The following is a 17484-nucleotide window of genomic DNA, read 5'->3' on the forward strand; positions in this document are numbered from 1 at the left end:
GCCGCTAAGTTTATCAGGAGCAAGCTCCCGATAAACTCCGCTCGACTTGCATGTATTAGGCACGCCGCCAGCGTTCGTCCTGAGCCAGGATCAAACTCTCCAATAAAGTAGTGTTTGACTTGCTCATTTCAAAACTGACGATTCATATCGTCTAATTAAAAATTGACGTGTTCCATTTGTTCAGTTTTCAAAGAACTTGCTTACTGTCCCAATCACCAATCACAAGAATCAGTTTTTGTCGAACAGTTATTTATTATACTCATTTGATCGAATCATGTCAACTTCTTTTTTCGACAGCTCATAATGATTTTCTACAGCATGTCGTTCGAAGCGACAAGTAATAATTTATCACGTTGGCAACCTTTTTGCAATATGAATTTTATCCCATCTGTTATCAGGCAATTCTCATCAACAATCCTATATCATTCGTACAATCAATAATAGAAGAGAAACCTCTTTTTGCAAGGTCTCCCCTCTGCAGAAATCTGTGAATTTAACTGACGAATTGCTTTAAATGCTCGAATCACTCTCCCCAAAGGATTTGGTCGTTCCTGCGGCGCTCGTTTCAGTTTTTGCGGAATCACTCGTTCCACTTTTCTCGGCCTCTTCCTTCAATAACATATCGAGAACAACCTGACTTTCCTTCTGGACCGTTTGCAAAGCTTCCTCGATCGACTTCTTATTCGCTTGGACAAGCTGCAGCTCCCGGTTAAGAATCGGTTGGTATTGGGGATAAAAACTTTTAGGGATCATATCCCAGACTCGACGAGTTTCCCGATCAAGCTTCGGCTTAAGTTTGTAGAACGGCTCCATATCGATTCCTTTATACTCCTCGGAATACCCCATACGGCTCAGCAAACTTCGACTTATCGATTTAGACTTAACTTTTGCGCATTCCTCTCCATTAACATACTTAATGAAATCCCAAGCTGCATCTGCATTTGGGGAATTGGCCCGGATAGCGAAGATGTCATTGAAGAAGATCCCCCGCGATGACTCGGGATCAGCAGGATCCACCGGTCCTGCCGCAACACCGAGCTGAAACGGTTTATAGTCTTCGAGCGAGTCCTGCGCTTGCTTCAGATTACGAAGCGTACTGAAATTCTCAACAGTCATCGCGACACGCCCCTTCACAAAGGGCTGGTTCTGATAATACTCTCGCACTGTTCCAAAACTGTCCCCTTCGGAATCTCGCTTGTAGATAGCGTTGGAATCCAATGCATCCTTTGCCAGCTTATAAGCTTGCACCCATGAATCAGAATTTAACGTCAATTTCATCGTGCTTGGAGACAACATCTGCAGCCCTTGATACCCAGCGATCTCAGTGGCTAAGCTTTCCAATGAATCGCCGTATAACATTCCAAAACCGTAGACACGTGTATCTTTATCACCTTCTGTTGGAAACCGACGCGCTAGATCAAGAATCTCCTTCCAGGTCATTCCATCGTGCGGCACCTCAATACCATATTTCGCAAACAAATCCGCATTGTAGAGAACAGCACTTGGCGAAAAAGTCGGAGATAACCCGTATAACTTGCCGTCCCCTTCCTCCTTGAGAACATCGAGCATACCAGAATAGAACGTATCAAGATCATATTTATCCCGTTGGATTAGACTGTCCAACTCCAACAATTTTCCGTCTTCGACGAACTTTTGGTAATCCCCATTCGATGAACTTAGAAGCACAATATCAGGCATTTCCTTGTCAACGAAATCTGAGAAAGCCTTCGCGTGATCAAAATTTTCAGTATCGGAATAATTAATAAGACTATTCATACTAACCACTTCGATTTCGACATCAGGATGCGAAATGGCATACAAATCCCCATACTCCTGATAAAAATAGCTTTCATCAGAAAACATGATTTTGAACCTAGACTTTTGTCCCTGCTCCTGCGCAGTTCCGCTTGTACAGCCCGCCATAAGTGCGCAACCCAATAATACTAGCAGCCCTTTATGTAACCAGTTTCTCCTCATCACTACCTCCAAAATATATATTTTAATTATCTATGCGAAACAGACGTTCAAGAAAAGGAGATAGTTTCAAGTTTTGGCAAAAGGACCGAAAATTTGTTGAGAGAATTTTTTTATTTTCGTTACAACGAGAACTCGCATCTTAAAAAGGTTGTTATGTTAGGAATAAATGTAACGCAAGTAATGTAACCCTAATAGGTAGTAGATCCCCGCCCCCTCCGCCGTCGATTCCCCCAAACTCCCAGGATGCTGCAAGACACCAGTAAGAAGCCTGCAGCCAAGCGAAGCGCAAGATCATAATCCCCCGTAAATGCACTGAGACCTGAAGATCCTCCTACAACTCCTATGGAGAAGAAAGCATAGAACATTCCAAATGCTTTGCCCTTATGTACAGGATCGACGTTGTTGACGAGCAGTGAATTGAGAGTTGGGAACAGCAGAGCAAATCCTAATCCGTAAAACCCCATGATGGCAAACATACCAAGTTGATGATCTGTCATCGACAGTACACACAACGATACGAGAACCGTCGCTCCGCCCGCCACACTTAATCGGAGTGGAGAAACTGTATCAAACCACCGATTACTCGGCAACACAAAGAAGCTGATGGCCACAACCCCAAATACACTAAGCATCATACCGGCGGCCTGATCAGGCAGACCAAGCGCCTCCGCTTTTAAAGGAAGGCTAAACGTCAACGCTCCCATGGCAAACATTAATGCAAATGCGCCGTAATAAGCGGTTGCAACCGATTCATTGCGCAAGGATGCTCCAAATGCGTTCCAAACATTGTCGTTCGATGCATCCTTATCGCGCGCTTCGGTTCCTCCAGCATGAAGCCTAACCATCAGAACAAGAACCCCTCCCAGCAGCAATATCACCGATGTAGCCATAAATAAACGATTCACTCCAACACTAGCCTTCATCATTCCTGCAAAGGCCGGCCCAAGAATGGCGGCAATCCCAACAGCCGCTCCAGAATGAGCCATGGAACGACCTTGATCTCGGTCAGAAGAGACATAAGAAACTAAAGTGAATGCGCTAGGCACCAGCAGCCCGCCGGCAAGACCATGCAGCATGCGAACCGTCAAAAGCGCTGAAGGCTGTCGAACCGTGGTGTACAGCAACAGAATTCCGGCTGTCGTAACCAAACCCGCGAGCAGCACTTTTTTGCCTCCGTATCGGTCGATCCAGAACCCTGCCAGCATATTCCCGATCATATTGGTCAGGGAGTACATGCCCACGGCAAGCCCGATTTGAAACGAACTCGCTCCAAGGCTCAGCGCCAGCGGTCCCATAACCGGAAGCTGGATAAACAAATCCATAAAGCTGATGAAAACCAGAAAATTTATGATCCATTTCGTTTTTGGCATATTTAGCATAGTTGGCTTATTTGGCATGACGTTCTCCTCAACCGGTTTCTTTTTTGAAAATTATACGATATAACGCTGGCGCAAACCCCTAAGGAATCGACCGGAATGATGGCAATCTTTTGAAAGTTCGGGTTACACAAAAAAGAGGGTTGCTCCCTGCTTCCGCAAGGAACCCCCCCTCAAAGATGGATTGGGTCACCCATCAATTATTGCCCCGAGTCCTCGAACATCTCCACTGCATCCGTAGTTACACCGGACGCACCGGATTCCGCGTTGCCTTCAGAGCCCTTCTTGGCCGCTTCATCCTTCAACGCCTTGTCCAACAACGCTTGAGCCTCATCCTGCACTGTTTGCAAAGCTTCATCAATCGATTTCTTCTTCTCCTGAGCTAGCTTCATCTCTCGCTCCAGAATCGGCTGGTATTGCATATAGAAATCGTCTGGTATTTTCGCGTAGTCGCGGCTAGAACTCGAATCAAACTTCGGTTTCAGTTTATAGAAGGATTCCAGGTTGACCCCGTTAAATTCAGTAGAAATCCCCATCCGGGACAGCAATCCGTTGTTGAGCGATCGCGATTTAACTTTAGCGAATTCTTCACCATTGATAAACTTGATAAACTCCCATGCTGCATCCGCATTTGGCGAATTTGCCCGGATCGCGAAGATATCGTTAAAGTACACGGACCGTGTCGTTTGAGGATCGGCAGGATCCACCGGCCCAGCAGCAACTCCCAGCTGGAAAGGCTTGTAATCTGTGATCACCTCTTGAGCTTGCTTCAGGTCTTGCAACATGTAGGTGCTTTCCACAGACATGGCCACCCTCCCCATCAAGAAAGGCCGGCTCTTATAGTACTCTTCCATCGTCCCGCCTTGGAAGCCATTTTCGTCGGGAATATAAATCGCTTTGGAGTCGATTGCATCCATCGCCAGCTTATAAGTTTGTTTCCAGGAATCCGTATTGATCGTGATCTTCATCGTGTCCGGATTCAAGAACTGCAATCCCTGAGCGGAGGCGATGTACGAAGCTAAATTCTCCATGGACATGCCGTACTGCACTCCAAACCCATAGACGCGAGTATCCTTATCCCCTTCGGTTGGGAAGCGACGCGCCAAGTCGAGAATTTCCTGCCAGGTCATCCCGTCATGTGGAAGTTCGACGCCATATTTCGCAAACAAATCGGCATTATAAAAAATCGCGTTGCCGCTAAAGGTCGGGGCCAATCCGTATAATTTGCCGCCGCCCTGCTCCTTCAGCATTTCGATGAGCGCCGGATAGATGCTCTCCGTATCATATTTATCCCGCGCGATGAACGTATCTAATTCCATGAGCTTCCCGTCGTTCACGAACTTCTCGTAGTTGCTGGAATCCAAGAGGATGACATCCGGTTGTTCCTTATCGACGAAATCCGAGAAAGCTTTCTCATAATCGATCGGCTCGCCATTTGAACTGTTGTAGATGCTGTTCGTGTTGACCACTTCGATATTCACGTTTGGGTGTTTAATTGCAAACAAATCACCATACTGCTGAAAAAAGTACTGCTCATCCCAATACATGATTTTAAAGCTGGACGTCTGCTCCTTCTCCTGTGCAGGGCGGCTGGTACAACCTGCGAACAGCATGCAGGCCAATACAATCAGCAGTCCCTTCATGAACTTCTCCCTCTTCATTACGACCTCCAAATGAATGTTTTTTAATGATGACTCTACCATAATAACGTATGCAAGTATCGATAGTTTCATATTCTGGTAAAAAAACCGATTCTCTTAGCAGTTTTTGCTTAGAGAATCGGTCTATTGATGAGCAAGATATGATTAGCTCAGGTTCCCCGGAACGGATTTGGAGAGTCGTCCGGTTTTAATGTGTGCGGGCTGAGCCGCGGAACGGATGATCTTCATGCCTATCACCTCCTTGCTAGGGTGTACAGGAACTCTAGTAAAACTAGGCTTCAGAAGCAGAAGCCATCACTTCCCGCTGCGCCTGCAGCCAGATTGTGCGCAAGGTCTTCTTGATCTGACGCTTCTCATAAGAGCAGGGGCGGTTCCCCGTCCGCATCCGATACAACGGACAATGGTTCCCTTGGCAAGCCGGCCGGAAGAAGCAAGCCTGGCATTTCTCATCCGTCTCCTCGCCGGATGTTGTCCACAGCGCCAGCTTGTCATAATCGAGATCCAGCGTACCGTCCTCGTGAATCCGGCCCAGGCGGTTATTATCCTGCTCCAGTGCAACCGAGCATTTATACAACATGCCGTCCGAACCAACGATTAGAGAGTTGGGCTTCGCTGCATAACAAACCGCCCCCGTCGGCAGCAAAATATCCGAGATAAACGAACTGACCGTAAGCCCTTCAGCGATCGCTTGCTCGTTGAAAGCCCAAATGCTGCGATCTTTCGTCCGCTCGTCGCATACCGGCAAATTAAGGTCGTTCTCCCCGCCCATACAACCCACGGGACGGAAATAAACTTTAAATCGCGGGTCATCCCCAAATAAATCGCGCAGCACCGGAATGAATCGAGAAACTTCCTCTAAATTGCTGTTATCGAAGTTCACACGCAAATTGATTTCAAACGGACGGTCCACTTTTTTTAATGACATTAAATTATTGACGATGGTTTGATAGGTATCCCCGCCTCCGTTTAAGCCGCGGCGGGCATTGTGCGTCTCCCCTTCACCATCCAAGGTCACCATAAACCGCTCGACATGCAGATCCAGCATCTGCTCAAATCGATCACGCGTCAAATAATATCCATTGGTCGACATTTCCGCGCCATATCTCGCCCCGCTCACCTCACAGGCGGCCATGAACGAACGGGATAATCGTTCAATGACATGCGGGACCAACAGCGGCTCTCCGCCGTGCCAGCTGATCGTCAGCTGCTTCAGCGTACGGGCGCGCACCCCCATGTAGGCCTCCAGCCCCCGGATCACCTCCTCGCGCATCGTCGCCCGAGGAAACGATTCATAACAATACGTGCAACGGAAATTGCACGCCTCCGTCACCAGTAATACCAGATGCATCGCATCCTGCGCATGCATGGATTGATGCAGGAACAAGGCGCGCCGCATTTCGTCCGTATCGCCGGGGACAAGGAACCCCTGTTCAATCAGCGATTCGTACAGCGGAGGCGCAGGTTCAGGAACGGGCGCGGCCGGGGTCAGCCACTCCAGAACCTGATTCCGTTCGGCAGGCGAACAGGCGGCAATCGCCCCGGTGTAGCTGTTGTACAGCATCAGTCCGCCGTCATCGGTTTCGCTGTGCGCATTAAAGCGCGAAGGCTTCCACTGTAACGCATCGTGATTCATGTGTTCTCCATCCTTTTTATGATGATATTTAACTATCGAACCCTCCGGTCCACCGCCCTATGATGAAGAAAACGCCGCTGGTTTGCCATGATTCTCGTCACTTTTGTGATCGCTGGCCGCAAAAAAATCCCCGAACCCACCCGCGGATGTCCGCAGATGTGCTCAGGGATAGGAAAAGGAATTGGTGTAAGCTCTCTATGCGTTCTGATTTCTATTCGCTTTCGTTTAACAGCCGGATCAACTCGTTCTCGTCTTCGATGACCGGGATGCCCAGCTCCTGGGCTTTCGCCAGCTTGCTGCCGGCCTTCTCGCCGGCGATGACCAGATCGGTCTTCTTCGATACACTGCCGGTCACCTTGGCGCCCAGCGCCTCAAGCCGTTCGGACGCTTCGTCCCGGCTCATCTGATGCAGCGTACCCGTCAGCACGACCGTTTTCCCGGAGAAGAAGGAGTCCGTCACCGGCGCGGCGGCTTTGACCGGGGCCTTCGGCGATACTCCCAGCTCCAGCATTTTGCGGATGCCCGCCTGATAGAACGGATCGGCGAAGAAGTTCACAATGCTGTCTGCAACGATCCCGCCGATGTCCGGCAGCGCCGTCAGCTCTTCTGTAGTAGCGGACATCACCGCTTCCAGGCTGCCAAAATGATCGGCCAGCACCTTGGTCGTCGATTTGCCGGTGTTCGGAATACCCAGCGCGAACAAGAAGGAAGCCAAATCGCGCCCTTTGCTCACTTCGATCGCCTGGAGGAGTTTGTTGGCTTTCTTTTCGCCAAAACGCTCCAGCTTGATTAAATCATCAAACGTCAACGTATACAGATCAGCCGGCTCGCGGAGGTTCAGCTCATCGTGCAGCTGCTCGGCTGTTTTCTCGCTGAACGTCTCGATATCCATGGCGTCGCGGGAAGCAAAATGCGTAATTCGCGCCACAATTTGCGGTTTGCAGCCCAAGCGGTTGTTGCAGAACAAATGCGCACCCCGCTGCTCCAGCGGCGTACCGCAGGCCGGGCAAACCTCAGGGTAGATGATCTCCCCGCCTTCCGGTTCATCCGGCACTTTGCCGAGTATTTCCGGAATGACATCGTTGGACCGACGGATGAATACGCGGGTGCCCAGAGCATACTTCAAGTTTTTGCGTTCGATATCGCCGATGTTGTTGAGCGTACAGTTTTGAACGGTGACGCCGGCCAGTTCCACGGGTTCAACCTTCGCCAGCGGTGTGATTTTCCCGGTACGCCCAACGTTCCAGGACACAGACTCCAGAATCGTTGTCGTCTCTTCCGCCTCAAATTTGAAAGCCACCGCCCAGCGCGGGAATTTGTCCGTATATCCCAGCACTTCGCGCGTGCGCATATCGGTGATTTTGATGACGGCTCCGTCGATGAGGTAATCGAGGGTTGGGCGCTTTTCCACGATTTCATGAAGCGCTTCGATCACTTTGTCAAAGCTGTCATGGTAGGTGACATAAGGGTTCACCTTAAATCGGTTGTCTTTAAGGAAAGCCATCATTTCCCGATGATCCTGGAAGTTCAGGTTGTCTGAATACCCCACATTGTAGAAAAACGCGTTGAGCTTCCGCTCCGCCGTCGTCCGCGGGTTCAGGTTGCGCAAGGCACCGGCAGCGGCATTCCGGGCGTTCTTCAGCGGCTCCGCTGCCGTCTCGTTATATTTGGCGAGCACCGACAGATTCATGATGCCCTCGCCTTGCACCTCGATCGTCCCTTCGCGGTAAGGAATCGTCAGCGGCACGGATTTGATCGTTTTGACTTGGGGCAAGATCCCCTCGCCCACAACACCGTTCCCCCGGGTCGCCGCCTGAACAAGCCGTCCATCCGTATAGGTGAGATTGAGCGTCAACCCGTCAAATTTCAGCTCGACCACGTAAGTCGGGTCCGGCAATGGCGTGGTTGGGTTTTTACCATTGTAGTCGGCGATCAGCTTGAGAACCCGGTTGTTCCAGTTCAGAAGCTGCTCTTCGTTTTGCGCTTTGTCCAAGCTCCACAGCGGAGCCAGATGACGGTGCGGCTTGAAGCCCTCCAGCAGTTCGCCGCCTACGCGCCCCGTCGGCGAATCAGGCAGGGTGATCCCCGTCTCCGCCTCCAGCGCGGTCAGTTCATCATACAACTGGTCGTATTCTTTGTCGCTGATGATCGGCTCGTCCAAGGTGTAGTAATGATAGTTGTAGCGGTTCAGCTGCTCAACGAGCTGCTCCATCCTTTGCATCGCATCCATGCAGGGACAACCCTCCTTCAGTCAGGTATGTTTATGTATCAACACGGAGGAACCCGGTTGGGTTCGCTCCGTAAGTGAGTCAATGGATTGAGGCGATGACATGATCACCTGAGCGGGCATAAGGGTAATTTTTACCGCTATTTACCGGAAAGGCGCTAGTCCGCGGGAAATAAGGGAAAAATATGGCGCTATCTCCATCCAATTCTAGCAAATGTGGGCCATCAGGGCAAAATAAGAACCTAAAATGGCCCTATTTCTTGGGGAAGGCCAGGCTCGATAATGATAAGGCCATTCTTTACCCTTATTTTCTGCGAATGGCGCCAGCCTTCCCCGGACTGAGGCAAATCTATACACGGTAATTTGCCATCGGTCACTCGCCGTCGGTCACCTTCGTGATCGGAGCGAATCCGGCCAGCAGCCGCTTGACCCCCACTGGTGCGGGGAAAGCGATCTGCAGCTCCGTGTCGTTGCCGGTGCCTTTGATGGCAACGACCGTGCCCACGCCCCACTTGGCGTGGGCGACCTTGTCCCCGGCGCTGAAATCGCCGGGGGCGGTCTTGGCGGCGCCACTGGACGCGCCGCCGCCGGTCACGGTCACGCCGCTCCGCATGGGAGCGGCGGTGCCGCGCCCGGCCGGTCCGCTAGGCGCAGCCGTGGACCGGCCCCATGAGCCGCCGGCCGCGGCCGTGGCCGGGCGGCCGAAGTTGCCGCCGCCGGCGCTGCTGAAGCCGCGGCCGCTGTAGGCGCCGCCCACGCCGGCGCCTCGGCCGTAGCGGTCGCGCGGCACGCGACCGCCGTCCTCCTTCAGTTCCTCGGGGATTTCATCGAGGAACCGGGACGGCGGATTCGCCGTCGTGCGGCCGAACAGCGTGCGCATCTGCGCGCACGAGAGGAACAGCTTCTCCTCGGCACGGGTGATGCCCACGTACGCCAGACGCCGCTCTTCCTCCAGTTCCTCGTCGTCGAGGAACGCCCGGCTATGCGGGAAGACGCCTTCCTCCATGCCGATGATGAACACGACCGGGAACTCCAAGCCCTTCGCACTGTGCATCGTCATCAGCACCACCGCGTCGTCGTTAGGTTTCTCCGCATCGTTGTTATCGTTCATGCTGTCGATATCGGCGATCAGCGCCAGATCGGTCAGGAAGGAAACCAGGGACTTGTCTTCATTATTGTTCTCGAATTCCATCGTCACGGACAGGAACTCGTCGATATTCTCCAGCCGTGAGCGGGCTTCGAGCGTATTTTCATTTTGCAGCTCCAGCCGGTATTGGGTGACTTCCAGCAGCTTCTCCGTCAGCTCCGTAACCGACAGGTAAGGAACCATCTGGTGCAACCCATGAATCATGTCAAAAAACTCAACCAACGCATTCCGCGTCCGCCCGGCAAAGCCCAGATCGTCCACCACTTCCAGCACGCGGTAGATCGAAGTTCCTCGCTGCGCTGCAGCATCTGCCAGCTTCGCTACGGTTGTGTCGCCAATGCCCCGTTTAGGTACATTGATGATCCGCGTCAAGCTAATGTCATCATCCGGATTAGACAGCACGCGCAGGTAGGCAAGCAAGTCCTTAATCTCTTTGCGATCATAGAACTTAATGCCGCCCACGATCTGATACGGGATATCCGATTTGATCAGAATTTCCTCGATCACCCGGGACTGCGCGTTCGTCCGGTACAAAATCGCATGATCGCGGTAGTTCCGCCCGCTTTTGACGCTGTTATGAATTTCCGTTGTAACAAAATACCCCTCGTCATGCTCCGAATCCGCGCGGTAAACCTTGATTTTGTCGCCGTCGCCCTTGTCGGTCCACAGCTTCTTTGGCTTGCGCCCGGTGTTATTTCCAATGACTTCGTTGGCCGCATTCAGAATCGTTGAGGTGGAACGATAGTTCTGCTCCAGCAGAATCGTCTTGGCTTCAGGATAATCCTTCTCGAAGTTCAGGATATTGCTGATATCCGCCCCGCGCCAACGATAGATCGATTGGTCGCTGTCGCCGACGACGCAGATGCGGTGATGCTTGTCTGCCAGCATCCGGCACAGCATATACTGCGCACGGTTCGTATCCTGGTATTCGTCGACGTGGATGTATTGGAATTTTTTCTGATAAAAATCAAGCACATCCGGAGCCGCTTTAAACAGTTCGATGGTCTTCATAATGAGGTCGTCGAAGTCCAGCGAGTTGTTTTGGCGCAGCTGCTTCTGGTATTGGGTATAGATCTTCGCTACAATACCTTCAAAATAATCGCCGATCTTCTGCTCATACTGCTGCGGCGTGATCAGTTCGTTCTTCGCTGCGCTGATGGCCGCTTGAACCGCCTTCGGCTCAAATTTCTTCGTGTCGATGTTCTGTTCTTTCATGCAGTTACGAATCACCGACAGTTGGTCCGTAGAATCCAGGATGGAGAAGTTGGAGGTGAACCCGATCCGCTCAATATCCCGCCGCAAAATGCGCACGCACATCGAGTGGAACGTCGACACCCAAATGTCCCGTCCCTCCGGACCGCCTACCAACCGAGATACCCGATCCTGCATTTCACGGGCCGCTTTGTTCGTAAACGTAATCGCAAGAATCGCCCATGGCGGCGCTTTGCGCGTTGCGATCAGGTAGGCGATGCGGTGCGTCAGCACACGCGTCTTGCCGCTGCCCGCGCCGGCCATAATCAGCAGCGGCCCTTCGGTCGCCTCGACGGCTTGTCTTTGCTGCGGATTCAGGCGGCTTACCGCCTCTTGTATGTTCACAGGTTGCATCAAACTTGCTCCTTCCATAGAAAACATCTTCTTATCTTCATTGTGCACCACTATTTGCTAACGGTATCCTTTACCGCCGCTACCGTTTCCAGCGCCCGCTCCAGATTATCGTACACCGCGTTGCCGACAACCACCGTATCGCTCACGGCAGCTGCGCGGCACGCCGTTTCCGCATCCACGATCCCGCCGCCATAGAATAGATGGGCTTGATCCAGTGTCCGCCTTACGTCCGCTACTAACTCAAAATCTCCGATCTGCCCGCTATATTCCAAATAGACAATCGGAAGCTGAAGCAAACGATCCGCCACTTGGGCGTATGACCGGACTGACACCGGCTCCAATAGGGCTTGCGCCTTCGTTACCTTAGCGACCGTCGCCTCTGGATTGAGCACGAGATAGCCTTCCGGCACGAGCATTTCCCAAGGAATCAGGTGCCCGTACTGCTCGATTGCCTTGGCATGATGCCCGATGATCCAATCTTGATGTCCTGCATTCAGCACGATCGGAATCATATAAAGGTCGAATCCAGGTACGACCGCCTCAAGATTGGAAATCTCCAACACGCAAGGAACCTCAAAACGACGCACGCGAGACAGCAGGTCCACCGTATTGTCATAGGTCACCCCGCTCGATCCGCCGATCATCACAGCATCTGTCCCCGACAGACACACCGCTTCCAGTGACCGATCGTCCAGCTGACGGTCCGGATCCAGCTTAAACACATGCCGCCAGCCAGATATCATCTGCTTCAATTTCCATTCCTCCAACGATAAATTCAGCAGAAGGACCGCGAAAAACGGGGCTTTTCGCTCCGCCCCGCTCTCTCATCCATCTGATATATGACTACTGTTCATGACTAGATTTCCAGTTCTGTTTCTAGTCTATGTTACCGGGGATACCCTGTCAATGTTCGCGTCCGATGCGAACACAAAAAAATGCCGCAGTTCTTGCGGCTCTTAGATCTATGATGGCCCTTATCACTTTCTGGCATCTCTTTGCGGGATTATCCCTTTTGTTCAGGGAGGGGTCATTGGATCGTTGGTGTGATCTTCGAGGAATTCTAGTCGATGAGGCTCCTTCTCCACTCCCTGATGTAAAGGGATAATCGCGAGAATGAGAGCCGGACGACCTGCAACCTCTATGAGATCCCCTTCATGATACGTTTTTTACCACGCAAATCCGTTTACTAAGGACAGCATTCCCGTGTTTTTTGCCAAATCTGCCTCCGTCAAAAAGTCAGTGTAGAACCCGTAAGCCCCCATCCTTTTGAACTTGGCCATGGTCTTCAGGTCGTTAATCGTATGGATGTAAGAAGGCACGCCAATCCGGTTGAGCTCCTCGATCAGCTGTGCGTTCGCCCTCGTATCCGACATGGTGACGGCTGCGAGATGCTTGTCCTTCGCAAAAGCCACTACTTCCTCGTCAGTATCATGCGTTTGATATAACGTAAAAATCACCGAAGCAAACGGATAAATCGCCTGAACCGGTTCCCACATTTCGCGGTTATAGATTTGCGGCACCACCCGCTTCAAGAGCTCTGGGTCCTTCGCCTTGGCCTGATCAACGATCTGGGTAAAAATCTGTTGAATTTCTTCCGGGCTGGACTGCTTGGTATCCGTGATGATATACACATCCGGGTACTGCTCCATCAATTCCAGCACATCGTCCCAATCCAAGGGCTCGTAGACGCCTTGAATTTTTGCCGCCTTAAACTCGGCGTGGCTCATTACCTTACTTTGTTGGTCCTCCGTCAGCTCATCCTGTTCTCCCAATGATTGAGTAAACTTCTGGCTCCACTCATGGCGCCCCACCAGCTTCCCGTCGCTGCTAAGCAGGAGGTCGACTTCAAACACGCGGAACCCTTGATCATAGTTTGTGAGAAAAGCATCAGAAGTGTTCGTATACGTCAAACCTTCAATCCCACCCATGGCGTGGGCCACCATCCGATGGGCTCGAAAGTCGCCCTTCCCTGTCTTCGGTGTCTCCGGGAGCCAACTGAGCACCAACAGCACAATACCCAAGATCAGAAGGAGGTTGTTGAGAAGTTTGTTTTTCATGAGAATGTGATCCTATCTACGTTTCTAGTTTATGGACATTATAGCATATCTCACAATCTCTCAAGTGATAGAGTTCCCGGTAGATTCAGGAATACGGTTGACGAATGCACACATTTTCTTTATGGTCGTTCTATGTCAAACCCCAATGGAGGACATTATGGAGAGAAAAGCAAAACTGGAGGAGATTGAAGCCCTTCGCGGGATTGCCTTCCTGGCGGTCGTGCTGCAGCATGCTATCGCCGGATTGTTCGTTCAACCCGACATATCGCCGTTATCCGTCAGCTTGGGGACAACCTTTCTGGGATTGATTCGGTTCGCTGTCCCGCTCTTTGTGTTTATCACCGGCGTAGTGTTGTTTTATAATTACGACCGATCCTTTCAATTTGGACGCTTCTTAAAAAGAAGAGGGCAACAGGTCGTCCTCCCTTATCTGTTTTGGACGTTCTTCTACTATATCTGGGTGAGTCTTCGCAGCGGAGATGCTATTTTCAGCAGCTGGAAGGATCTCCTGCATATGCTGGAGCTGGCTCTGACGGGAAAAGCCTCGTATCACTTGTGGTTCATGGTCATGATTATCCCGTTTTATCTGCTGTTTCCTATTTTCCGCCTGCTCTTGTCAGGCAAACGACCAGCTAAGGTAAATTTGTTTGTCACTCTAGCGTTTCTGACTGCCAACTTGCTTTTGCTGGAAGCACTGAGGAAGGGTGTCTTTCAATCGGATCAACCTATCTTGCACACGCTCTATCGCTATCTAGACCGTAATTTTCTATTCTGGACGTTTTATTTTGTACTGGGTGGATTGGTCGGCTTGTATTATGAACGCTGGAAAAAGGCCGTACGCTCCCTCTGGGGCATCAGCTTGGTGCTTACTGTACTTTTCCTGATCGATATCGGCACCAAAATAGCCGCCATCAACCAAGGCGCGGCAGCTGGCGACTATTTGACTAGCGCCAACGTTACAGGGCCGCTGAAGCCGCTGATGCTGTGGGCCACGCTTGCAATGCTTCCGTTTCTTTTTTATGGGGTACAACGCCTGCTCACCCGGCCCACCAAGGTGGGACTTGTATTAAACCTCATTGGCAAATATTCCTTTGGCGCCTATCTGGTGCATGCCTTTATTTTGCGATATACAAATCTACTAGCTTTGAATTATCTCGGCGGCCTTGGCGTATACGCCCAAACTCTGATTTCATTTATCCTGTGCGCCTGTGTCAGCATAAGCTTGTGCATCGGTTACCGCAAAATGAGGGGGCGTTGGCGGAAGGCTCCTGTTGGCACGGATCGAGGAATGGCAGGGTGAGGAGATGGAAGGATCTAAAAGCAAAACGGCCTCTTCGAAATGAAGAGACCGTTTCTTTGTGATGGGATAGCCCGTTAGTATGCGTTTTTGTTGACGAAACCATTTACGACGGTTTTCAGTACGATTTTGATATCTAATAAAATTGACCAGTTCTCAATATAGAAAATATCGTACTTAATCCGTTCCTCAATCGACGTGTCTCCGCGAAGCCCATGGGTTTGCGCCCAACCGGTGATCCCCGGCCTCACATGGTGCTTCACCATGTATTTGGGGATTTCCTCTTTAAACTGATCCACGTAATAAGGTCGTTCCGGACGCGGTCCCACCACGCTCATATGCCCCGCCAATACATTAAAGAACTGCGGCAGCTCATCAAGGCTCGTCTTCCGAATAAACGCCCCGAACTTGGTGCGACGCGGATCGTTTTGGGTCGTCCAGCCCGTGTCCTCAATTCCTTCGGGCAATACCCGCATGGAACGGAACTTGTACATTTGGAACGTCCGACGATTCAGCCCTACCCGCTCCTGCTTAAAGATGATCGGGCCTTTGGAGGTCAGCTTGACCCCAATCGCAACCATCAACATGATCGGTGAAGTGATGATGATCGCCAGCAGCGAGAAGACGATATCAAATATCCGCTTGGCGACGCGGTTACCGGCCAAATCCAGCGGAATATCTCGAACGTTAATCATCGGCATGCCCGCAAAATTGTCAAAGTAAGGCCGGGCCGGCAAATAATCAAAGTAGTCCGGGATGATTAACGTTCTTACGCCGGCTTTTTCACATACGGCTATGATCTGAGCATATCGATGATGTGCCTCCAGCGGGAGTGCCAGAACCACTTCGTCAATCAACTTCTGTTCCAGGACACGCTCCAACTCATCAATTTTTCCAAGGATCGGCTTATAGCGAGCTGCCTCGCCTCTCTCCCAAACCTTCTGATCATCCAAAAATCCAACGATCTCATAGCCAAGTTCAGGATATTGCCGCAAATTATCATGGAAGCGTTGGCCCAACGATCCCGCTCCAAGAATCAGGACAAACTGTTTGTTGTAACCCTTCCTCCGCAGCTGCTTGAGGGCGTTTTTCAAAAAATACCGATAGAACATAATCAAGAGCAAATTGAACGTCACGTATAACGCCAAATAGTGACGGGAGATGTCCACTTGCCGGAAGAAGAACATCAAGCTCAGCAACAGGAACAGGCTTGCAACATGAACCTGCAGGATCTTCCAGGCTTCATCGGCGAAGCGCTTTTTGCGTTTTGGAGTGTACAAGGAAATTAAGATCCCCACAAACACCGCAATCGCACCATAGACAACGCTCCAGAAGGCGTAAATTTCTACGGGAAGCGGCCGCTCGTACTGAATCCAACCGCTTTCGAACTTCACCCACCAAGCAAGCAGGAAGGCAATTTGGATAAAAACAAAATCCGTGAGAATATACAATTGAGTTAAGAACCGTTGGTTCTTACGGATCATGATTTCACCTCCGCTTTGACTTCCGCCAACTCCGGCTGGCTTGCCCCTGATGGAGATTTCATGCCTACCGGGAGTAGTTTGTTTTTTGCTAGAGATAAGAGGAACTTTAATGCGATCCCACAATACACAGCTGCATTCGTTACCCAAGAATAGTTGCGAACGTAGTGCTTCCTATGAAAAACCCACATCGCGCGGTGAAATTCATAGATAATCTTAAAAGGCTTACGCCGGCTGCTAGCTCCTTTATAGTGAACAATGTATGTGGCGGGATGGTAATGTATCCCATAGCCCGCTTGCTTGATGCGATAGCACCAATCCACATCTTCTCCGTACATAAAAAAGGTTTCGTCTAAACCGCCAACCTGGCGAATCGTTTCCTGTCTCACGAGCATAAAGGCACCAACCAGACAGTCGACCGGATATGTCTCATTCGGATCCAAAAAACCGAGCTGATACTGATTAAACCGCGGATGGTTTGGAAAGAGCTTCGAGAGTCCGAAAGCATAGTAAAAGGACGCGGACGGTGTAGGAAATCCTCTTCTACACGCTTTATCCAGCGAGCCGTCCGGCAGGATAACTTTGCATCCTGATGCCCCGAGCTCTGGGTGTTCATCCATATAGGAAACCATAATTTGAAAAGTATCGGGCTGCACTACGGTGTCTGAATTCAAGAGAAGAACATAGCGTCCCTTGGCGATCGCCATCCCTTGATTGTTCGCTTTGGCAAATCCCGTGTTTTCCTGGTTCGCAATCAGCACCACTTCCGGATACTCAGCTCGAATTGCCTCCACCGAACCATCCCTTGAAGCATTGTCCACGACAATGACTTCATACGAATAGACCGTCTCGGAGTCGTATACCGACCGCAGACAGTCCAACGTCAGCTGGCGTGTATTATAATTGACGATCAATATACTTAAATCCATGATATGTGCGCTCCGAATCTACAAATAAATTAATCTATCGACATTATAGCACATCATGGCATGAGGGAGGTGAAAGAGGGAGAAAGCGGAAGAA

The 17484-nt window shown here is 50.9% G+C and carries 11 protein-coding genes and 1 rRNA gene; 1 reads left to right on the plus strand and 11 read right to left on the minus strand.

Going from position 1 to position 17484, the window contains the following annotated elements; translation table 11 throughout:
- The 9 genes from C812_RS17880 to C812_RS17920 all read right to left on the minus strand — a co-directional run.
- Positions 1 to 106: ribosomal RNA gene (locus tag C812_RS17880) — 16S ribosomal RNA — on the minus strand; the annotation flags it as partial.
- Positions 107 to 510: 404 nt separating this feature from the next.
- A complete protein-coding gene (locus C812_RS17885) occupies positions 511 to 1863 on the minus strand; it encodes an extracellular solute-binding protein (protein WP_051135017.1) in 1353 nt (450 codons plus the stop codon).
- Between the two features lie 302 nt (positions 1864 to 2165).
- Complete coding sequence (locus C812_RS17890; protein ID WP_244268357.1) at positions 2166 to 3347, minus strand: MFS transporter; 1182 nt, start codon at positions 3345 to 3347, stop codon at positions 2166 to 2168.
- A 206-nt stretch (positions 3348 to 3553) separates the two neighbouring features.
- Complete coding sequence (locus C812_RS17895; protein ID WP_244268358.1) at positions 3554 to 4996, minus strand: ABC transporter substrate-binding protein; 1443 nt, start codon at positions 4994 to 4996, stop codon at positions 3554 to 3556.
- A 289-nt stretch (positions 4997 to 5285) separates the two neighbouring features.
- Positions 5286 to 6647: a radical SAM/SPASM domain-containing protein gene (locus C812_RS17900; protein ID WP_016314062.1), complete on the minus strand. Its 1362-nt coding sequence runs from the start codon at positions 6645 to 6647 to the stop codon at positions 5286 to 5288.
- A 211-nt stretch (positions 6648 to 6858) separates the two neighbouring features.
- A complete protein-coding gene (ligA, locus tag C812_RS17905) occupies positions 6859 to 8877 on the minus strand; it encodes an NAD-dependent DNA ligase LigA (RefSeq protein WP_016314063.1) in 2019 nt (672 codons plus the stop codon).
- Between the two features lie 370 nt (positions 8878 to 9247).
- On the minus strand, positions 9248 to 11626 hold the full coding sequence (gene pcrA, locus C812_RS17910; protein WP_016314064.1) for a DNA helicase PcrA: 2379 nt from the start codon (positions 11624 to 11626) through the stop codon (positions 9248 to 9250).
- Between the two features lie 50 nt (positions 11627 to 11676).
- Positions 11677 to 12378: a heptaprenylglyceryl phosphate synthase gene (pcrB, locus tag C812_RS17915; RefSeq protein WP_016314065.1), complete on the minus strand. Its 702-nt coding sequence runs from the start codon at positions 12376 to 12378 to the stop codon at positions 11677 to 11679.
- 414 nt (positions 12379 to 12792) lie between these two features.
- Positions 12793 to 13683 carry a phosphatidylinositol-specific phospholipase C/glycerophosphodiester phosphodiesterase family protein gene (locus tag C812_RS17920; RefSeq protein WP_016314066.1) on the minus strand — a complete coding sequence of 297 codons (891 nt, stop codon included), beginning with the start codon at positions 13681 to 13683 and terminating at the stop codon, positions 12793 to 12795.
- Positions 13684 to 13840: 157 nt separating this feature from the next.
- On the opposite strand from C812_RS17920, the gene C812_RS17925 reads away from it, so the two are divergent.
- Complete coding sequence (locus tag C812_RS17925; RefSeq protein WP_016314067.1) at positions 13841 to 14983, plus strand: acyltransferase; 1143 nt, start codon at positions 13841 to 13843, stop codon at positions 14981 to 14983.
- A gap of 74 nt (positions 14984 to 15057) precedes the next feature.
- Here C812_RS17925 and C812_RS17930 read toward each other — a convergent pair whose 3' ends face one another.
- On the minus strand, positions 15058 to 16464 hold the full coding sequence (locus tag C812_RS17930; RefSeq protein WP_016314068.1) for an undecaprenyl-phosphate glucose phosphotransferase: 1407 nt from the start codon (positions 16462 to 16464) through the stop codon (positions 15058 to 15060).
- Positions 16461 to 17390, minus strand: a complete 930-nt coding sequence (locus C812_RS17935; protein WP_016314069.1) for a glycosyltransferase family 2 protein — start codon at positions 17388 to 17390, stop codon at positions 16461 to 16463. Before C812_RS17935 ends, C812_RS17930 begins: the two co-directional genes overlap by 4 nt.
- Positions 17391 to 17484: the final 94 nt, after the last annotated feature.

Source organism: Paenibacillus barengoltzii G22 (assembly GCF_000403375.2).
Lineage (GTDB): Bacteria > Bacillota > Bacilli > Paenibacillales > Paenibacillaceae > Fontibacillus > Fontibacillus barengoltzii.